This window comes from Acetobacter fabarum, from assembly GCF_022483405.1.
GTDB lineage: Bacteria > Pseudomonadota > Alphaproteobacteria > Acetobacterales > Acetobacteraceae > Acetobacter > Acetobacter fabarum.
Map to the genome: position 1 here is coordinate 946691 of NZ_JAKVNI010000001.1, position 16276 is coordinate 962966.

General features: G+C 51.9%; 11 protein-coding genes. 8 read left to right on the forward strand and 3 right to left on the reverse strand.

Going from position 1 to position 16276, the window contains the following annotated elements:
* The first annotated feature begins 65 nt into the window (after positions 1-65).
* The 4 genes from LKE65_RS04575 to LKE65_RS04590 all read left to right on the forward strand — a co-directional run bounded on the left by LKE65_RS04575 (position 66) and on the right by LKE65_RS04590 (position 6875).
* Positions 66-1865, forward strand: a complete 1800-nt coding sequence (locus tag LKE65_RS04575) for a 2-oxoglutarate and iron-dependent oxygenase domain-containing protein (protein WP_278740601.1) — start codon at positions 66-68, stop codon at positions 1863-1865.
* Positions 1866-2019: 154 nt separating this feature from the next.
* Positions 2020-3381, forward strand: coding sequence for a nucleobase:cation symporter-2 family protein (locus LKE65_RS04580; protein WP_278740602.1), 1362 nt, complete (start codon positions 2020-2022; stop codon positions 3379-3381).
* A 270-nt stretch (positions 3382-3651) separates the two neighbouring features.
* Positions 3652-5253, forward strand: coding sequence for a hypothetical protein (locus LKE65_RS04585; RefSeq protein WP_278740603.1), 1602 nt, complete (start codon positions 3652-3654; stop codon positions 5251-5253).
* 440 nt (positions 5254-5693) lie between these two features.
* Complete coding sequence (locus tag LKE65_RS04590; RefSeq protein ID WP_278740604.1) at positions 5694-6875, forward strand: aminotransferase class I/II-fold pyridoxal phosphate-dependent enzyme; 1182 nt, start codon at positions 5694-5696, stop codon at positions 6873-6875.
* Between the two features lie 137 nt (positions 6876-7012).
* On the opposite strand, the gene LKE65_RS04595 is transcribed toward LKE65_RS04590, so the two are convergent.
* From LKE65_RS04595 to LKE65_RS04605, 3 genes are read right to left on the reverse strand one after another with little or no spacing between them, the layout of a single operon-like run.
* On the reverse strand, positions 7013-8257 hold the full coding sequence (locus tag LKE65_RS04595; protein ID WP_278740605.1) for a M20 family metallo-hydrolase: 1245 nt from the start codon (positions 8255-8257) through the stop codon (positions 7013-7015).
* Between the two features lie 35 nt (positions 8258-8292).
* Positions 8293-9237, reverse strand: a complete 945-nt coding sequence (locus LKE65_RS04600; RefSeq protein ID WP_278740606.1) for a 2-hydroxyacid dehydrogenase — start codon at positions 9235-9237, stop codon at positions 8293-8295.
* 26 nt (positions 9238-9263) lie between these two features.
* Positions 9264-10136 (reverse strand): dimethylarginine dimethylaminohydrolase family protein, encoded by an 873-nt coding sequence (locus LKE65_RS04605; RefSeq protein ID WP_278740607.1) that lies wholly within the window; start codon positions 10134-10136, stop codon positions 9264-9266.
* A gap of 315 nt (positions 10137-10451) precedes the next feature.
* Here LKE65_RS04605 and LKE65_RS04610 point away from each other — a divergent pair, with 315 nt between their 5' ends.
* The 4 genes from LKE65_RS04610 to LKE65_RS04625 all read left to right on the forward strand — a co-directional run bounded on the left by LKE65_RS04610 (position 10452) and on the right by LKE65_RS04625 (position 16269).
* Positions 10452-11405, forward strand: a complete 954-nt coding sequence (locus tag LKE65_RS04610; protein ID WP_278740608.1) for a LysR family transcriptional regulator — start codon at positions 10452-10454, stop codon at positions 11403-11405.
* The gene (locus LKE65_RS04615; protein WP_165926368.1) at positions 11405-12979 is read left to right on the forward strand and encodes an ABC transporter substrate-binding protein/permease; all 1575 of its coding nucleotides are present in this window, start codon (positions 11405-11407) and stop codon (positions 12977-12979) included. Before LKE65_RS04610 ends, LKE65_RS04615 begins: the two co-directional genes overlap by 1 nt.
* A complete protein-coding gene (locus tag LKE65_RS04620) occupies positions 12969-13721 on the forward strand; it encodes an amino acid ABC transporter ATP-binding protein (RefSeq protein WP_278740609.1) in 753 nt (250 codons plus the stop codon). The genes LKE65_RS04615 and LKE65_RS04620 overlap by 11 nt, the downstream gene beginning before the upstream one ends.
* A gap of 154 nt (positions 13722-13875) precedes the next feature.
* Positions 13876-16269 carry a TonB-dependent receptor gene (locus LKE65_RS04625; RefSeq protein ID WP_098123156.1) on the forward strand — a complete coding sequence of 798 codons (2394 nt, stop codon included), beginning with the start codon at positions 13876-13878 and terminating at the stop codon, positions 16267-16269.
* Positions 16270-16276: the final 7 nt, after the last annotated feature.

Sequence of the window (16276 nt, forward strand, 5' to 3'; positions counted from 1 at the left end):
TGTTTTTAGCCATTTGAGCTATTTATCATTCCGGAATCATAACTATAATTCAGGTCGTGCGCTATGTGAGGAGGCTCGATCTGTCAGAGATTCAGGAAACCGCATTTATCAGGCGTGGCGCCAATTTCTCGTTTGGTCAAACGGCTTACCCCGATGGAGGGGAGTTCAGGGTCACCAGTGGTGCCTATGCTGCTCTGATCCTGTTGGAAACAGGTACCATGAGCACGGTTATTGATAGGAACCGGCGCGAGCTGCATGCTGGTGAATGCGGTATTTTTATCAACAGAACAGGCCGTCGCTCCACTTACGCTCCGGGCAGCCGTGTGATGTGGTGCGAAACACCGCTGCTCAAGTCTGCCCTGCCAGCCAGAAGTGATTTTCTGGGGGACAGGGTTCGCGCATCCCAGCGTATTCTCACGTTGTTTCGTGAGGGCATTAACTGCGGCCTGAATAGCTCGCCCACGCTGGATACATTACGCAATGCTTTGGGCGAGGCCCTGTTTGCGGCATGGCGTATAGAGGCGGGGCAGGACGTTATCGGGCATATGCCGCCCTCCCTGATTGCGGCAAAATCCTATATCGACCAGCATTACGCGGAAAAACCATCCCTTGAGCAACTGGCTAGCGTGGCTGGTGTTACACCGCCTTACCTGATCGACCTGTTCCGTCGCCATCAGGGTACAACCCCTATACGGTATTTACGTAACGTAAGGGCTCAGGCGGCTTTGCGCCTTATACGGCATACAGATATGTCGCTTGCCAGTATCGCCGATATTACCGGGTATGGATCGGCATTTCATCTTTCGCGTGAGGTCCGGCTGATGAATGGCCAGAGCCCACGCAGTATCCGGCAGCGCGGTATTCATGGCCAGACATCCCATACCATGGGAGACGCCACCCGCCTGCCTGACGATCAGCATCAGTCTTTGCGTCCTGCGTTTGAAAGGATACGTCCGATGGTTCCCCCTATTCCTGTTATTGATATTGCAGCACTCCGCCATGGCAGCAGCGCGGAGCGTAAGATAGTGGCTGCAGCCCTTGGCAGGGCATGCCGCGAAGCCGGTTTTTTTTACATTACCGGCCACGGTGTTGCGCCTGAAATGATGAACAAGCTTTTTGAAGCTTCACGCATTTTCTTCAACCAGCCTGCCAGCGCCAAGGAAAAGGTCGCCATGAGCAGGCTTGGCAAAAATCGGGGTTATGTTGGCCTGGGCGTCGAGCGGCTTGATACGACATCCCTGCCCGATAATAAGGAAGCCTTCAATATCAGCCCCCATAATGTGGATGATGCAGATGTATGGCCCGATTTACCGGGGTGGCGGGACCTGATGATGGCGTATTTTACAACATGTCTGGATATAGGTGCGGCCCTGCACCGTGGTTTTGCGCGCGACCTTGGCGTGGATGAGAACTTTTTTGTTGATAAGTTCAAAAACCCCATGGCAACGCTGCGTCTGCTGCGTTACCCGCCTTCTCTATCAAAATATGCCGATCAGGCTCCGGGGGCAGGGGCACATACGGATTATGGCAATGTGACCATTCTGGCCGTTAATGGTGTGTCCGGCCTGCAGGTGCGCCCACGGGGGAGTGACTGGATGGATGCGCCACTTATTCCCGGCACGTTTATCTGCAACATTGGGGACTGCCTGATGCGCTGGAGCAACGATGTGTATGTCTCCACCCCCCATCGTGTTTTGCGCCCAGAAGGAGAGCGATATTCCATTGCCTTTTTTCTGGACCCGGACGCGGATGCACAGGTTGAACCAATTGTCAGCCAGCAAGGTGAAAGCGCGCATTACCCGCCTGTGAGTGGCTACGATTATCTGCAGGAAAGGCTACAGGCAACGTATGGGCACCAGAGCTAAGGTTGAATAAGCTAGTCCATGCTTTCCATTTTGATCGTGAGTAGAGAACATGATCAATACTCAAAAGATTTCCTTAATCTCATAGTTCAGTCGTACATGGCCGGAAGGAACTGGGATGAAGTGCTGCGAAACAAATGCAGGTGTGTCAGGTTGTATGACAAAGGCTCAATCAGCACAGGATAATCCGGTTGATGAAGTGCTGCCCTTAAACAAGCTGATTATCTATGGTGTTCAGCATGTCTGCACGTTTTATGCTGCTGCGGTTATTGTACCTATCATTCTGGCCAATGCGCTTAACCTGTCCAGAAGTGACCTGCTGCATCTGATCAATGCTGATCTTTTTACATGTGGTATTGCGTCTTTAATACAATCAGTTGGTATTGGAAAAATTGGTGTCCGTTTACCGCTGTTACAGGGGGTTACCTTTACAGCCATGGTGCCGATGGTCACCATTGGTGTAGCTGCAGGTGGCGGAATAGAAGGATTGCGAGAGATTTACGGTGCAATTCTCATAGCAGGTTTGTTCGCGTTTATAGCGGGAAAATATTTTTCCAAAATTGTAAGGTTTTTCCCGCCAGTGGTCATGGGATCAACCATTCTTATCGTCGGGCTTGCCCTGCTTCCCATAGCCGCAAATGATATTGTTGGTGGCCAGAGCCCGAGCATTATGCAGAGCTCTGTTAATATCAGGAATATTTATTATGCGTTGGGTACTTTTTTTCTGATTGTCATTTTACAAAGGGTGTTACGCGGTTTTTTTTCCACCATAGCAGTGCTGTTGGGTTTGCTCCTATGTTCGGGCATTGCCATGATGCTGGGTGACATGAAAGTGCATGATTATAATGCCCTGCCTTGGGTGGCTTATACTCAGCCCTTTTATTTTGGACTTCCTGTTTTTCATATCGCTCCAATTCTGTCGATGACAGTTGTTATGATCATCGCCATGATCGAAACATCTGCCGGTGTTTATGCCATTGGCTCCATTGTAAAGCGTGACATTCATGCCGAGGATATTGCCTCCGCTATTCAGGCGGATGGTTTGGCGACTGTTCTGGGCAGTATTCTCAACTCATTTCCTTATACATGTTATGCAGAGAATGTTGGACTGGTGCGTATGACTGGTGTGCGGAGCCGTTGGGTTATTGTGTCCGCCTCTGTGATTATGATCATTCTCAGCAGTTTTCCGGTCTCAGCGGCTCTTGTCGCCAGCATTCCGGCCCCGGTACTGGGGGGCGCTGCCCTTGCCATGTTTGCAACTGTCGCAATGATCGGTGTTCAGATCTTAAGTCAGGTTGATTTTGATGATCATAGTAACATCATTATTGCGGGGGCCAGCGTTGCATTGAGCATGCTGGTTACGGCTCAACCGCATATTACAGACAGCTTCCCATCATGGGTGCGGATTGTGTTTGGGAGCGGGATTACCGTTGGTGCTCTTACGGCTATTTTCCTTAGCCTTCTTTTCAATCATATTTTGCCTCCTTCAAAATCAGATAAAAATCTGGCCAGCAATTAACGGCGCTCATAACCGCCGAAAGATATGCCGTGCATGTATGGGAAGGGGGAGAACTCCTTCCCCTTCAGTGTTTGAGAAGAATGTTGGATATTTGTGCAGGAATGCTCTGGTTCCTGGTGGAACTGAAATTTTATAGTGTGTATTCAATAGTGAAAAAGATTAAGCACAAATTCTCAAAGTTGATGGTCTTGACACTTAAAAAATCCTCTTGAATGGCGTTGTTTTCTGCTTTATGAGTTCCGAAATGGCAAAATATTGTGGAAATAAAAAATGAGTAAAGGTGGGTTATTAAAAAATAAAAATATTAATTTAATTGGAATTTTTATGTTGTGGATTTTAACCATAACATACTTGGTTCTTCATCATGCCCTATGGCGGGATGAAGTGCGGAATTTTATGATAGGCATAGGGGCAACGTCCCGGATCCATATTATTGGGAATCCACACCCATTTTTGGTCTATAAAATAGAGCAGTTGTTATATTGGATAACTGATTCTTATTATGTTTTGCCAGCTTCATCGTTGTTCATATCTCTTTGCTCCGTAATATTGCTGCTGTTTTTCTCGCCATTTAATTTCAGACTCAAAGCTTTGATACTTTTTGGCTATCCCATGCTGTATGAATATACGGTTATGGATAGGAATTATGGCATAAGCGCTCTGTTGATGCTGCTGCTTGCCTGCTGTTTTTCAACTGATAAATACAAATATATTTTCTCAGGTCCTATTTTGTTTTTGTTGGCTAATACCAACGTACACTCCGCTCTGATCGTGGGGGGATTTTCAGTTTTATGGCCATTAAGCATTTGGCACGAAAATGGCAAAAAGTGGTGTGAGGACACTAAAAAAGCATGCCTCAACAGTTTTCTGGGTATTGCGGGATTTATCGCCTGTTTCATGACAGTTTATCCAACCCGTTATGATCTGGCTGCGGCTCATCCGGTAGAGATGACTGTCAAACACCATTTCCGATTTTTCAAGCATTTGACCTTTTTCGGGTGTAAAGACTATTTATCTGGTGTTTTCGGCCATCACCTTTTCGGAAAAATTGTATATCTTGCTCTGGAAGCAGTAGCTTACGCTGCTATCTTGTTTTCCCCCCTTGTTTTGTGGGGTGATGCTTTTCTATTTTCTGTTGCAGCGTTGTCTCTTATCGGATTTTCTGCGTTTTTTTCTATCGTTTATCAAGGTAATTATCGGCATGAGGCTCTCTGGCTCATGCTTGTTGTTGCATTATTGTGGATAAAGAAAAACACGGGCAAAGAGCCTACCGGTAATGTCCTGAATAAAATTGGGTCTGTATCATTTTATACAATACTTACTATTCAAGTAATTCTGTCTGGTTTGCTGGCATTTCATGAGGTGCATAAACCCAATAGCATGTCCAAACAGTTTGTGGATTTTATCAATAAAGACAAAGTTTTAAAGGATTCTCCTATTCTTTCATCCATGGATTATAATCTGGAGGCAATTCCTTACTATACAAAACGACCCGTGTTCATGATGACATTGAATGACTATGATGTTGTCGTCCCTTATAAAAACAAGCTGAATTACAATCTGGATGATTTGCTCAAGACCGCACAAAAGCTGGCCGCGTGTTCTAAATCTCCGCCCTTGATTCTGATTGCTAATGATAAGGAAAAAGCAGGGAGTTCTGTTCTGAATATCATGGATGAAAATGCGGAAAAATCTGTCCGAAATTATATGTACAACTATTGGACATTTACCGTAACATCCGAACAAAAAAAGAGATTTTTAGAAAATACGCGTGAAATTGCGAGGTATCCTAATGGTTATCTGGAGCAGGGCTTTATAGCTTACCAACTGAATGTGGCTAGGACAGAACAGAGTGATTGCCGGTCAAAATAGGGCAGGGCCTCTGTTACGCTTTTTCTGCCCCTGAGGCGTTACCTGTGGGGCAGCGCGCTGCCGTTCTGGCATGGCAGAAGCAGCTTTTGCATAGTCCGGCTGCTGGAGGTCGCGCGTACCATTATTCCAATGGGCTAATACCCATGCATTGCGTTGCAGTCGGGGGTTTGGACGCTTTGTTCTGGAGAGGAATAAAGTGACTGGCGATGAATTGAACGTCCTCCCGATTTTTCAGGCTTGTCTTCATCGTATATTTTTAGATACGTTATCGGAACATATCGGCCGATTTCCGTTACAACAAAAGTGAACTTTTCTTTTCACCTCTTTTTCGTACAGCTCTGATCATTCTACTTTGGCCACCATGCTACTCTGCACGAGCAGTGTTTGAACCAAAGAAGTTTTCTCCCAGATTCCTTTCTTTCCCCGACAGGAGACACGCCATGGTTGCCCCTCTGCCACCGCACACACAGCAGGAGTTTCAGGAGCGTGGTTTTTCCCGCAGGCAGATCGGTCGCATTGGTCTTGTTCTGAGCGCTGGTGCTGTTATGGCAGGCATGCCTTGGCATAGGAGCCGGGCGGATACCCTGCCTGTAGGCGGGGTTTACCCTGCGGGGGCCATTCTGCTCAATGGGAATGAATTCTGGACGGGGCCTTTTCCCTCGGCTTTGCCCGCCGGACAAAAGGCGTTGCTGAACGGCAACCGCTATCTGACCGGTAAGGAGCGTCAGGCGCTTGTAGAGGCCGTGGCAACGTATGATCATATTTCGCCAGAGCTGGTAACTCCCTGGCCGGGGTCGAGCGACCCGCTGTGCCGGACTGTGATTTCCTTCTGTTCGCCTACGCAGGGCCTTGTAACCAGCAACCCTACATACGAGACGGTATGGGGTGTTGCGGAATGGCTACAGATCCCCCTGAGCAAAGTCCCCCTAAGGGCAGACAATGGCTATAAGACCGATGTGCGGGCCATGCTCAAGGCTGATCCGCATGCCGGTATGTATTACATATGCAGCCCCAATAACCCGACTGGCACGGTTACGCCGTTAGCGGATATTGCATGGCTTGCCCGTAATATTCCTGAAAAATCTGTTCTGGTGGTGGATGAAGCCTATCTGCATTTCAGTAATGCCCCCTCTGCGGTTTCACTGCTTGGATCGTGCCGTAATCTTGTGGTTTTACGTACTTTTTCCAAACTATTCGGCATGGCCGGACTTCGGTTGGGGCTGAGTATTGCTCACCCGCAATTGCATGAAAGAATGATGCGGTATGATGGCATTTACCAGACGACCATGCTTTCCGTCCCCGCTGTTTCTATCGGCACGGATAGTCTGAAAGATCAGGCTGAAATTGCAAAGCGGCGTTCTGAAACACGCCAAAACCGCAAAGTCATGCAGGAATGTCTGAGCCATTATGGCGTCCGGACTATTCCAAGTGAAGCCAATATGCTTATGGCAGACTGGCGTACAGCACCCGGGCCAATTGTGAGAACATTTGCCCAGAACAATGTGATTATCGGACGAAGCTGGGATATCTGGCCAATCTGTTCCAGAATTACCGTGGGCTCGGCCAGCGATGTGCAGGTTTTTTGCAAAGCCATGGAACAGGTTGCGTCACTGATTAAGTGACCAGCTGATTGTGTTGCAACGCCGCTCAATAAAGGGGAGGGAGAAGATCAACTTCTCCCTCCCCTTTTTATAAAGTGCAGTTTCTAGGGTTGGAAAACCAGAAAGGTCTTTGAAGGGGTGTAGTGAAAAAAATCTCTTTAAAAAAGATGATCAGCTTTCAAAACAGCATTCAACAGAACATTGCTGCCCGCCGTGACATCTTCCGGTGTGGCGCTTTCTGCCTCGTTATGGCTGATGCCATGCAGGCATGGCACAAAGATCATGGCAGTTGGCACAACACGGGAGACATAAACGGCATCATGCCCTGCGCCGGAAACAATATCGCGCATGCTGTAGCCAAGTTCTTCCGTGCTTTCCTTAACGCTGGCAATGCAACGTGGGTCAAAATGAACAGCCGGAGAGTTCCATGTTGGTGTAACCGTGACCTGCACATCGTTTTCCAGTGCACAGGCCTGCATGCGCTGTAGGAAATCTTCTTCCATGGTCTGCAAGACAGGTTCTGACGGGTTGCGCAGGTCCACTGTAAAGCGGACCTCACGTGGCACAACGTTGCTGCTGGCCGGGAGTGCCGTAATAATACCAATAGTGCTTAGTCCTTCAGGCGCATGGGCCTGAGCCACGGCATTGACCTGTTCAATCATGCGTGCGGCAGCCAGGAGTGCGTCCTTGCGCATGGGCATGGGGGTTGTGCCTGCATGGGCGGAGCGACCACGTACAACAACCTCATACCAGCGCATGCCCTGCACACCCGTTACCACACCTATGGTGCGGTCTTCGGCCTCCAGCACGGGGCCTTGCTCAATGTGCAGTTCAAAATATGCAGCGGCAGGGTGCTGGCCACAGGGTTCTGTGCCAACAAAACCACCGCGTTTGAGTTCCTGCCGTAGGGTTATGCCGGCTCCATCGGCGCGGGAGCCTGCGAATTCCTCGGTAAAGGCTCCCCCAAAAACGCCCGATGCCAGCATGGGCGGGGTAAAGCGTGCGCCTTCCTCGTTGGTCCAGTTTACAACTTCCAGCGCATGCTTGGTTGTAACTCCTGCATCATGCAGGGCGCGCAAAACGGCAATGCCCCCCAACACCCCTAGAATACCATCAAAGCGACCACCTGTGACCTGTGTGTCCAGGTGGCTGCCCATCATAATAGGGGGGAGATCATCACGCGTGCCGGGACGGCGTGCAAACTGGTTGCCCATGGAGTCATACGTAACCGTGCAGCCAAGTGCCGTGCATGTCTGCTCAAACCAGGCGCGAACCTGCCTGTCTTCATCCGTCAGGGCAAGGCGGCAGACGCCACCTTTTTCTGTGCCGCCAAAGGCTGCGGTTGTGACAAGGTCATGCCACAGGGCCTGTCCGTTTACTGTCAGGTTGGCGTGCTGGCTCATATCCTGTCCATTCCCTGTTTTAAGCTGTTCGGTTTTTAGTAACCACGTGCTGTGTCGCACAGTAACGCGGGCTTTTCCCCCCGCTCCAGACTGCGCACCACGTCGGCTACGTAACGGGCCTGCACCTCCCGCGCGGCCTCAGAGGCAACATGGGGAGTTATGGTCAGGCGTGGGTGGTGCCACAGGGGATCTTCTGGTGGCAGGGGTTCTGGTGTTGCCACGTCCAGTACTGCGCCACAGAGTGTTCCATCATCCAGAGCGCGGAGCAAATCGCTTTGCACCACGTGGCGCCCGCGCCCGACATTGATAAACCCGGCCCCTTTGGGCAACTGGCTGAGCAGGGTGTGGTTGATCAGCCCGTCAGTTGCAGGGGTTGCGGGTAGAAGGTTGACCAGAACATCCAGCTTGGCCAGAAAATCGGGTAATGTGTCCGCCCCACTCCAGACCGTTATGCTATCCAGTTCGGCCGGGGTACGCTTCCAGCCCGATACGCAAAAGCCGACCTGTGCCAGCGCCTGTGCCACATAGGCCCCAAGGTGGCCCAGCCCCATAACGCCTACTCTGGTCGTGCTGGATGTGCGGCAACATACATTGTTGCGCCATATGCCCTGCTGCTGCTGCACGGCCCATGTCCGGGCATCCCGCAGCAGACCGATAACCGCCCACAGAACATAATCGGCCATCAGCCGTGCGGTTTGCTCCCCGCCCATGCGGACAAGTGGAACCGTGCGGGGGAAGTGCTCGTGCGCCAGAAGGTGGTCAACACCCGCTCCGGTGCAGATAATCCCCTTCATGCCCGCAAGGTGTTCCATATGTTCAGGTTCGGGGGTCCAGACGAGTGCGTAATCATCCTCCCCGACTTCCCACGCAGGGTCATACCATGAGCAGACATCTAGATCAGGCGCGACAGCAGCAAAGGCCTGATGCCAGCTTTCATACGCCTTCTTGCCATCTGCGCTGATAACAATCCGTGCTGGCATCTGCCCCTGCTCCTTTAGTTTGTGCCTTACGCGGTCTGCAAAGACTGACGGCGCAAGGGCATGGTCATGCAATGAATGCTGCCCCCCCCGCGGGAGAACTGGTTCAGTTCCGGATCAAGCACGGTCAGTCCTTCGGCCCGCAGCATGGCATTGATACGGGTGGAATGGCGCGGGCTTACAACCCGGTCACGCCCCAGAGCCAGCACGTTGCACCCCATATCCCGCATGGCTTCACGGTAGGTTACGGGCAGAATACGGATACCCTGCTCACGGAACCACTCCAGATCTGCTTCGTCCAGCACATCGACTGCCGCAATCGCCAGATTTTCCGCCACCATGCAGAAAATAACGTCCAGATGCAGGAAATGTTCGGGAAAATGGATCATGCGGCAGGTCCAGCCTGCTTCTTCAAACCAGCTGATGAACTCGGCCGCCCCTTTGGTATCCGTGCGCCCACCACTGACCCCTACGGCCAGAAGACCGGGGCGGATGATATGAATATCCCCCCCTTCAATCCGGCCTGCGGTGCAAGTGCGCCAGATTTCGTCAGGTGCATAAAAGGTGCGGATTTCCTTTTCTTCCCCCACCCGTTCAGGGCGGGAAAGGCTGGTGACCACCGTGCCAAATGGCGTGGTCTGCGAGCTGTCGCGGGTGTAAACCTCGTAAGGCATGCCCTTGTGCGGCGTGAGAAAATGGCAGGAAACATCCGCCCCCTTGAGGGTGGAAACCAGCTCGTTGAACTGGCTGCTCAGGATGTTCCGGTCAATACTGCCACCGCCAGCCATGGTCTGAATGGCGATGTCGTTGCTCGGAATCCATTCATAATAATCTGGCGGGCATAAAAGAACATCTGTCAGCACACCGGTTTCGCTATCAATAAACCACCTGTTTGCAGCCATGTCTTGTCAATCCCCAAGGTATCTGTTTTCCCTTGCAGGCTATCCGAGCCTCGTTTCGGACCCAATATGAACAGATATGAGTTTACTTTGGTTTTTTCGCAAACATAGGCAAACAACGCGGAAAACCGTCATTCTGCTGCGTTCTGGTGCGCGTATGTTTATGCATTGCACTGGTTCTCTCTTCACATCGTATATTTTCCACGTCATAATTATTCTGGATAAAGAACGATAACGGTTTGCCAGCATAGAACAGGAGCCTTTGGCAGCACCTTCCGCCCTCTTCTTGACGCCCCATCCGACAGGAGCATTCAAACCATGACGGGAAGCAGCCATAAAACACCCCGCCCCAGAAAGAGGCCACGCGGTTTTCAGGGGCATGTTTCCGAAATTGATCTGCGGCTGCTGCGTGTCTTTCACACTGTGGCGGAACAGGGGGGCTTCAGTGCGGCCGAAATTACGCTGGGCAAAAGCAAATCGTCTATCAGTCTGGATATTTCCGCGCTGGAAACCCGTCTGGGCCTGACCATCTGCCTGCGCGGCCGCAGTGGCTTTGCCCTTACGGATGAAGGGCGCGAGGTGCTGGAGGCAACCCGCAAACTCTTTGTCAGTCTGGAGAACTTCCGCCAGCAGATCAACCAGACCAGTGGCATGCTCAGCGGCACCTTTAACCTGTATGTTCCCGATAACATACAAACCCATGGCGAGACACCGCTGGTCAAAGCCATTCACACCTTTACGCAAAGCCACCCTGGTGTGTTCATGAACCTGCATTCCGCCTCCACCAAGGAGGTAGAAGTTGCGGTCATGACCGGGCAGGCCACGGCTGGCATTGCTCTTTATGCCCAGGGGCAGGCCCCGTTGGGTTGCCGCCCGCTTGTGGCGGAGGCGTCTTTTCTGTTCTGTGGCTCCCGCCATTCTCTTTTTGATATGCCTGAAGAAGACATCACCCTTGATGTGCTGACCAGCCACAGCATGGTCAGCGTGGCAGATGCCGCCACATCCGACAGGTGGGAGGAGATTCGCCCGCTGTTTACCTATCGTGCCAAGGCCGACAAGGTGGATGCGCGCGCCCTGCTCATTCTTTCTGGTAGTTATATGGGCTTTCTGCCCGAAGTGTTTGCCGCTCCTCTTGTTGCACAGGGTTTGCTGCGCCGGATTGTTTTTAACGATCTGCGGCTGATCACCTGCTGTCATTTTCTGGCACGTACGTCCCCCGAAACCAGCCTGATGGTCGAGACGTTCCGTACCCTTCTGGAAGCTTCCTATTGATGACCAGCGTTTTATCTTACCTGCGGCTCCCCCGCAGGCTTCGTCCGGTTGCGGCCCTTGCGGTTGCGCTTACCGCAGCAGTGCTGCCCGGCGTAGCCCGGGCAGAGCAGGTTCCCTCGTTCGTGCAGGACGGCACATTAACCGTTTGTACCAACCCCACGCTGCCCCCCATGACCTTTGTAAAAGGGCAGGATGTTACACACCCGGAAGGGTTTGACATAGACGTGGCACAGGCACTGGCCACGCGCTGGCATGCCCGCCTGTCTGTGATCACCATGGATTTTACGGGGCTGTTCCCCAGCCTTTCCGCCCAACGCTGCGGTCTGGTCATGAGCGGTATTATCCGCACCCCCGCGCGGGAAAAAAGCTTTGATGCCGTTTCTTATCAGGATACGGCGCTGGTTGTTGTCGGGCGCAAAGGCACTCCTTCCCTGAGCAGTATGGATGAACTGTCGGGCAAGGATGTCGCGGTGGAATCCGGCACCAGTTACGTAACCCGGCTGGGGGTTGTAAACGATGCCCTGATTGCTGCGGGCAAGCCCCCCATGATCATCCAGCAATACCCAACCGAAGAGCAGGTGGTGCAGCAGGTGCTGATCGGGCGTGTTTTTGCCTTCGTCAGTCAGGATGTCGAACTTTTTTACCGTATGCGCCAGCTGGGGGACAAACTGCATGTGCTGATTACCCCCAATATTCCGGATTACCGCCATTTTGCCATTTATATCCGCCAGAATCCGGAGGACCGGACACTGCTGCAGAACGCCATATCGGCGTTGGATAGCGACGGTACGCTGCAAACATTCCGCACCAAATGGTCTGTTACCGACCAGTCCACAAAAGGCGATGCAGCGCAGGCCGGGGCTGGCGGAATGTTTGACTGGGGCGCATTCTTTTCCGCTCTTACGTCCATGGCATTTTTGCACGGTGCACTGATTACCCTGAGTGTTGCGCTGATTTCGCACTTTATTGCCATCACAATTTCCGTGCCGATCGCCATTGTTTTGAATAGCCCGCAAAAATCGCTGCTAAAGGTGGCGCTGGAGGGTTATGTGTCGCTGTTCCGGGCTGCGCCTACACTGCTCCAGCTTCTGTTTATCTGGAATGCGGTGCCGCAGTTTTTCCCTATTTTTCGGGAACAGTGGTTTACGCCTTTTCTGGCAACCATTCTGGCTCTGTCCATTAATGAATCGGCTTATCAGGTCGAAATCAATCGTGCCGCATTGAGCGCGGTTGATCCGGGGCAGGAGCTTGGCGCAAGTGCTCTGGGCCTGAGCCGGCGCGATATTTACTGGCGCGTTATTTTTCCGCAGGCTTTTCGTATTGCCCTGCCGCCAACCATTAACGAATTTATCAATCTGTTAAAAATCACGTCGCTGGCGTCTGTTATCTCGTTGCAGGAGTTGCTGGCGGTCACCCAGATACAGGTGGCACGGACATTCGCCTTTACCGAGTATTATGCCGCAGCACTGATTTACTACCTTGTCATGGTGTTTTTTTTCCTTTTCCTTCAGAAACGGGTGGAACGACGTTTTTCCTGGTCTGACCGCAAAAAGGTTGTTTCCAATGCAGCATGAAACCACAACCACTCCCATGATCTCCGTCCGGGGAATGAGCAAACTGTTCGGCAAGTTTGTTGCTCTGGACCGTGTGGATTTTGATATAAGCCGTGGTGAAAAAATTGTGGTTCTGGGGCCATCCGGGTCGGGAAAATCAACCCTTATCCGCACGCTCAACCAGATTGAACCGCATGACAGCGGTATGCTTACCATTGATGGCAAGCTGATCAATGAAAAAACGGACCCCATACAGCTGCGTTGCATGGTTGGGATGGTGTTCCAGAACTATAATCTGTTTCCGCATCTGAGCGTGCTGGAAAACTGCATTCTTGCCCCCATGCGGGTCAGGCGCATGACCCGTATGGAGGCTACAGCACTTGCCCGCCGTTATCTGGAACAGGTGGGGATTCCCGATCAGGCAGATAAATACCCCATTCAGTTGTCTGGTGGGCAGCAGCAGCGTGTAGCCATTGCCCGTGCCCTGTGCATGCAGCCAGAAGTGATGCTGTTTGATGAACCAACCGCAGCGCTGGACCCCGAGGCCATTGTGGGGGTGGTTGGTATTATGGATGAACTGGCAGAGCAGGGTATTACAACCGTTTGCGTAACCCACGAAATGGCGTTTAGCCGCCGGATTGCTGACCGTATTATTTTTATGGATCAGGGGAAAATTGTAGAAATTACGCCCCCGGAAACTTTTTTTACCTCGCCCAAGTCGGAGCGGGCACAGAATTTTCTTAACCAGATGCTCCGTTATTGAGACGCTACAGGGCCGCATGCCAACAAGCAAAAGTATGATTTAGTCATTTTCAAACGAATGTGCCGGAGATTTTGTTATCAAATAGAAATGAAAAGACCGGTTGCCTTATAAGCCCAGGGCCGGTTCCAACTGGAATAAAATCAGGAATACGGGCATGAAATCCTTGTTTTTACGTCGGTCCTTCCGCCTTCTGGCTTCGGTTCCAGCGTATGTTACCCTGCCAGCTCTGCCCTGCCTGCTTTTGGCATCCACCTCCCCACTGGCAACGGCTGCACCTTCTGCTGCAAGCCCGCCGTCTGCAGATGCAAGCCACAGTGCCCCAGGCCATAAGCATGCGGGTACTGCGCCACGCCGCAAAAGCTCAGCCCCTCGGCAAGGGGGCTCCGAGCAGGTTGAAGTCACGCAGACCCATGCCCATCGCTATCTGTCCGAGCCAACCACGGTCAACGTGATCAGCGGGCAGGAACTCCGCTCGCTCCATCTGGAGAACCCCAAGGACATTGCCTCCTTTACCCCCGGTGTGACGGCAACCAACGCTGTTTCTGGTTCGGCTCCCATTTTCTCCATTCGTGGTGTTGGGCTGGATGACTATGTTGGCACCAACATGGGTGGCATTGGTATTTACCTTGATGGCGTTTTGGCTCCGTTCCCCGTGTTCTACACTGGCCAGATGCTGGATGTGGAAAGTGTTGCAACGGAAAAAGGCCCGCAGGGTTTTGACATGGGGCGCAGCACCACGGGTGGTAGCATTAACGTGCAGTCCGTAAAACCATCCGATAAGTTTGGGGGTTATGCGGAGTGGGGTTATGGTAGCTACAATACCAGCCGCGGCCGCTTTGCCATTAACACCCCCATTACAAGCAAGATTTCTAACCGTCTGGCCTTTAACTACGTCAAGGGCGACGGCTGGCAGAAAGACGTTGCAACGGGTGCGCGTTATGGCTCGCAGGATTTGCTGGCAATGCGTAACCTGACCAAGTTTACGGTGGATGATACCTCATCCTTCCTGCTGAACATCCACTATACGCGTGATAAGGGGCGGTCCACATCTCCACAGGATATGGATACGGTTGCCAATGGTGGTGTGGGTGCAAACCCCAACCCGCATGCTGTTAATGTTGGCAATACCCCGCCCCAACGCAACGAAAATGGCGGTGGTGTTTCGCTCAACTTTACCAAAATTTTTGATTTTGGTACGTTCTCCTCCACAACGGGGATCGATTTTTACCGCCGGAATGATCTGGACAACTACGATGGTCTTGGCACCGTTGCTGGCGGGGTGCGCTCCGATGGTACGGGCGTAGTAGGCGGCGTTGGCACCAAATATGCCGATTACCGCTGGAACGATACGGCTATTGCCCAGTCGCATGACATGCACCTGCGCATGAATCTGGCTAAAATCTTCCATCTGACGGTTGGTGTTTACGAATCTTATGACAAGATTGATGGCAGCTACACCAGCTACCGCATGGATGACCCCGGTAGCATGGTCAACCTGACCAACCATTTTTCGCAGCAGAATTTGTCTACCGGTGTTTATGTCAACACGGTTACCAATATCACGAAAAAGCTGGACTTTATCGCGTCTGGTCGTTTTTCCTATGATGAACGTGGCTTTAATGGTGGTTCGGTGTACTCGGCTGTCGGGAACGGAAGCCCGCGCCTTGCGGCCCCGTACAATGCAACGCTTAATGGTGCGATCAACCATCTTAACCAGCAGCATGATTACGAGCGCTTTACCGGGCGTGTTGGTCTGCGTTACCAGATTGTGCCGGGCACTTATGCTTATGGCACCATTTCCAACGGTTATAAGGCAGGCAGTTATTTTGCAGCCCCTGTTCTGGCGCCCGCAGCACTGGATTATGTTCGTCCGGAAAATCTGATTGCTTATGAAGTCGGGATCAAATCCTCCCTGCTGCATAACAAGGTTATTCTGGAAGGCTCCCTGTTTGACTACGAATATCACAACCGTCAGACACTCTTCTTTGGTACGTTCCACCCTTATGCAAATTCAAACATTTCCAGCAACTCGCTGACGCTGGGCACTATTCCGCGTGCACGCACACGGGGTGGCGAAGTTTCCACCACCTTGCATAACGTTATTCCTAACCTTGATCTGCGTGGTTCCTTTGCCTACCTGGATGCACAGATCAAAAGTCCGGTTGACTCGCTGCCCGGCCTGACACTGGACCCAAAGATTGCGCATAACTCCCAGCTTCCGTTTGCGCCGCGGTTCTCATGGAGTGCTGTTGCACGTTACAACATCAACTTTGACCGCTACCGCACCACATTGCAGGCCAGCTACACATGGAAAGACAACATGTGGGCCGCATTGGGGGACAGTAACGCCCAGACCAGCAAGATCAGCTCGCTTGGCCTGCGGATGGAAGTTGGCCCCAAAACCGGCAAATGGACTGCTGCCGTTTATGTTGACAACCTGCAGGACAATCACGGCTCCACCTACTCCTTTACCGGAAGTGACGGGAACCGCGCCCAGTATATCCAGACACCCCGCTGGGTTGGCTGCGACTTGCACTACAACTTCTGATACCTGA

Excerpts from the sequence above, each read along its gene's own strand:
- LKE65_RS04580 (WP_278740602.1), top strand. The coding sequence starts at position 2,020 with ATGACAAAGGCTCAATCAGCACAGGATAATCCGGTTGATGAAGTGCTG.
- LKE65_RS04585 (WP_278740603.1), top strand. The coding sequence starts at position 3,652 with ATGAGTAAAGGTGGGTTATTAAAAAATAAAAATATTAATTTAATTGGA.
- LKE65_RS04590 (WP_278740604.1), top strand. The coding sequence starts at position 5,694 with ATGGTTGCCCCTCTGCCACCGCACACACAGCAGGAGTTTCAGGAGCGT.
- LKE65_RS04595 (WP_278740605.1), bottom strand. The coding sequence starts at position 8,257 with ATGAGCCAGCACGCCAACCTGACAGTAAACGGACAGGCCCTGTGGCAT.
- LKE65_RS04600 (WP_278740606.1), bottom strand. The coding sequence starts at position 9,237 with ATGCCAGCACGGATTGTTATCAGCGCAGATGGCAAGAAGGCGTATGAA.
- LKE65_RS04605 (WP_278740607.1), bottom strand. The coding sequence starts at position 10,136 with ATGGCTGCAAACAGGTGGTTTATTGATAGCGAAACCGGTGTGCTGACA.
- LKE65_RS04610 (WP_278740608.1), top strand. The coding sequence starts at position 10,452 with ATGACGGGAAGCAGCCATAAAACACCCCGCCCCAGAAAGAGGCCACGC.
- LKE65_RS04615 (WP_165926368.1), top strand. The coding sequence starts at position 11,405 with ATGACCAGCGTTTTATCTTACCTGCGGCTCCCCCGCAGGCTTCGTCCG.
- LKE65_RS04620 (WP_278740609.1), top strand. The coding sequence starts at position 12,969 with ATGCAGCATGAAACCACAACCACTCCCATGATCTCCGTCCGGGGAATG.
- LKE65_RS04625 (WP_098123156.1), top strand. The coding sequence starts at position 13,876 with ATGAAATCCTTGTTTTTACGTCGGTCCTTCCGCCTTCTGGCTTCGGTT.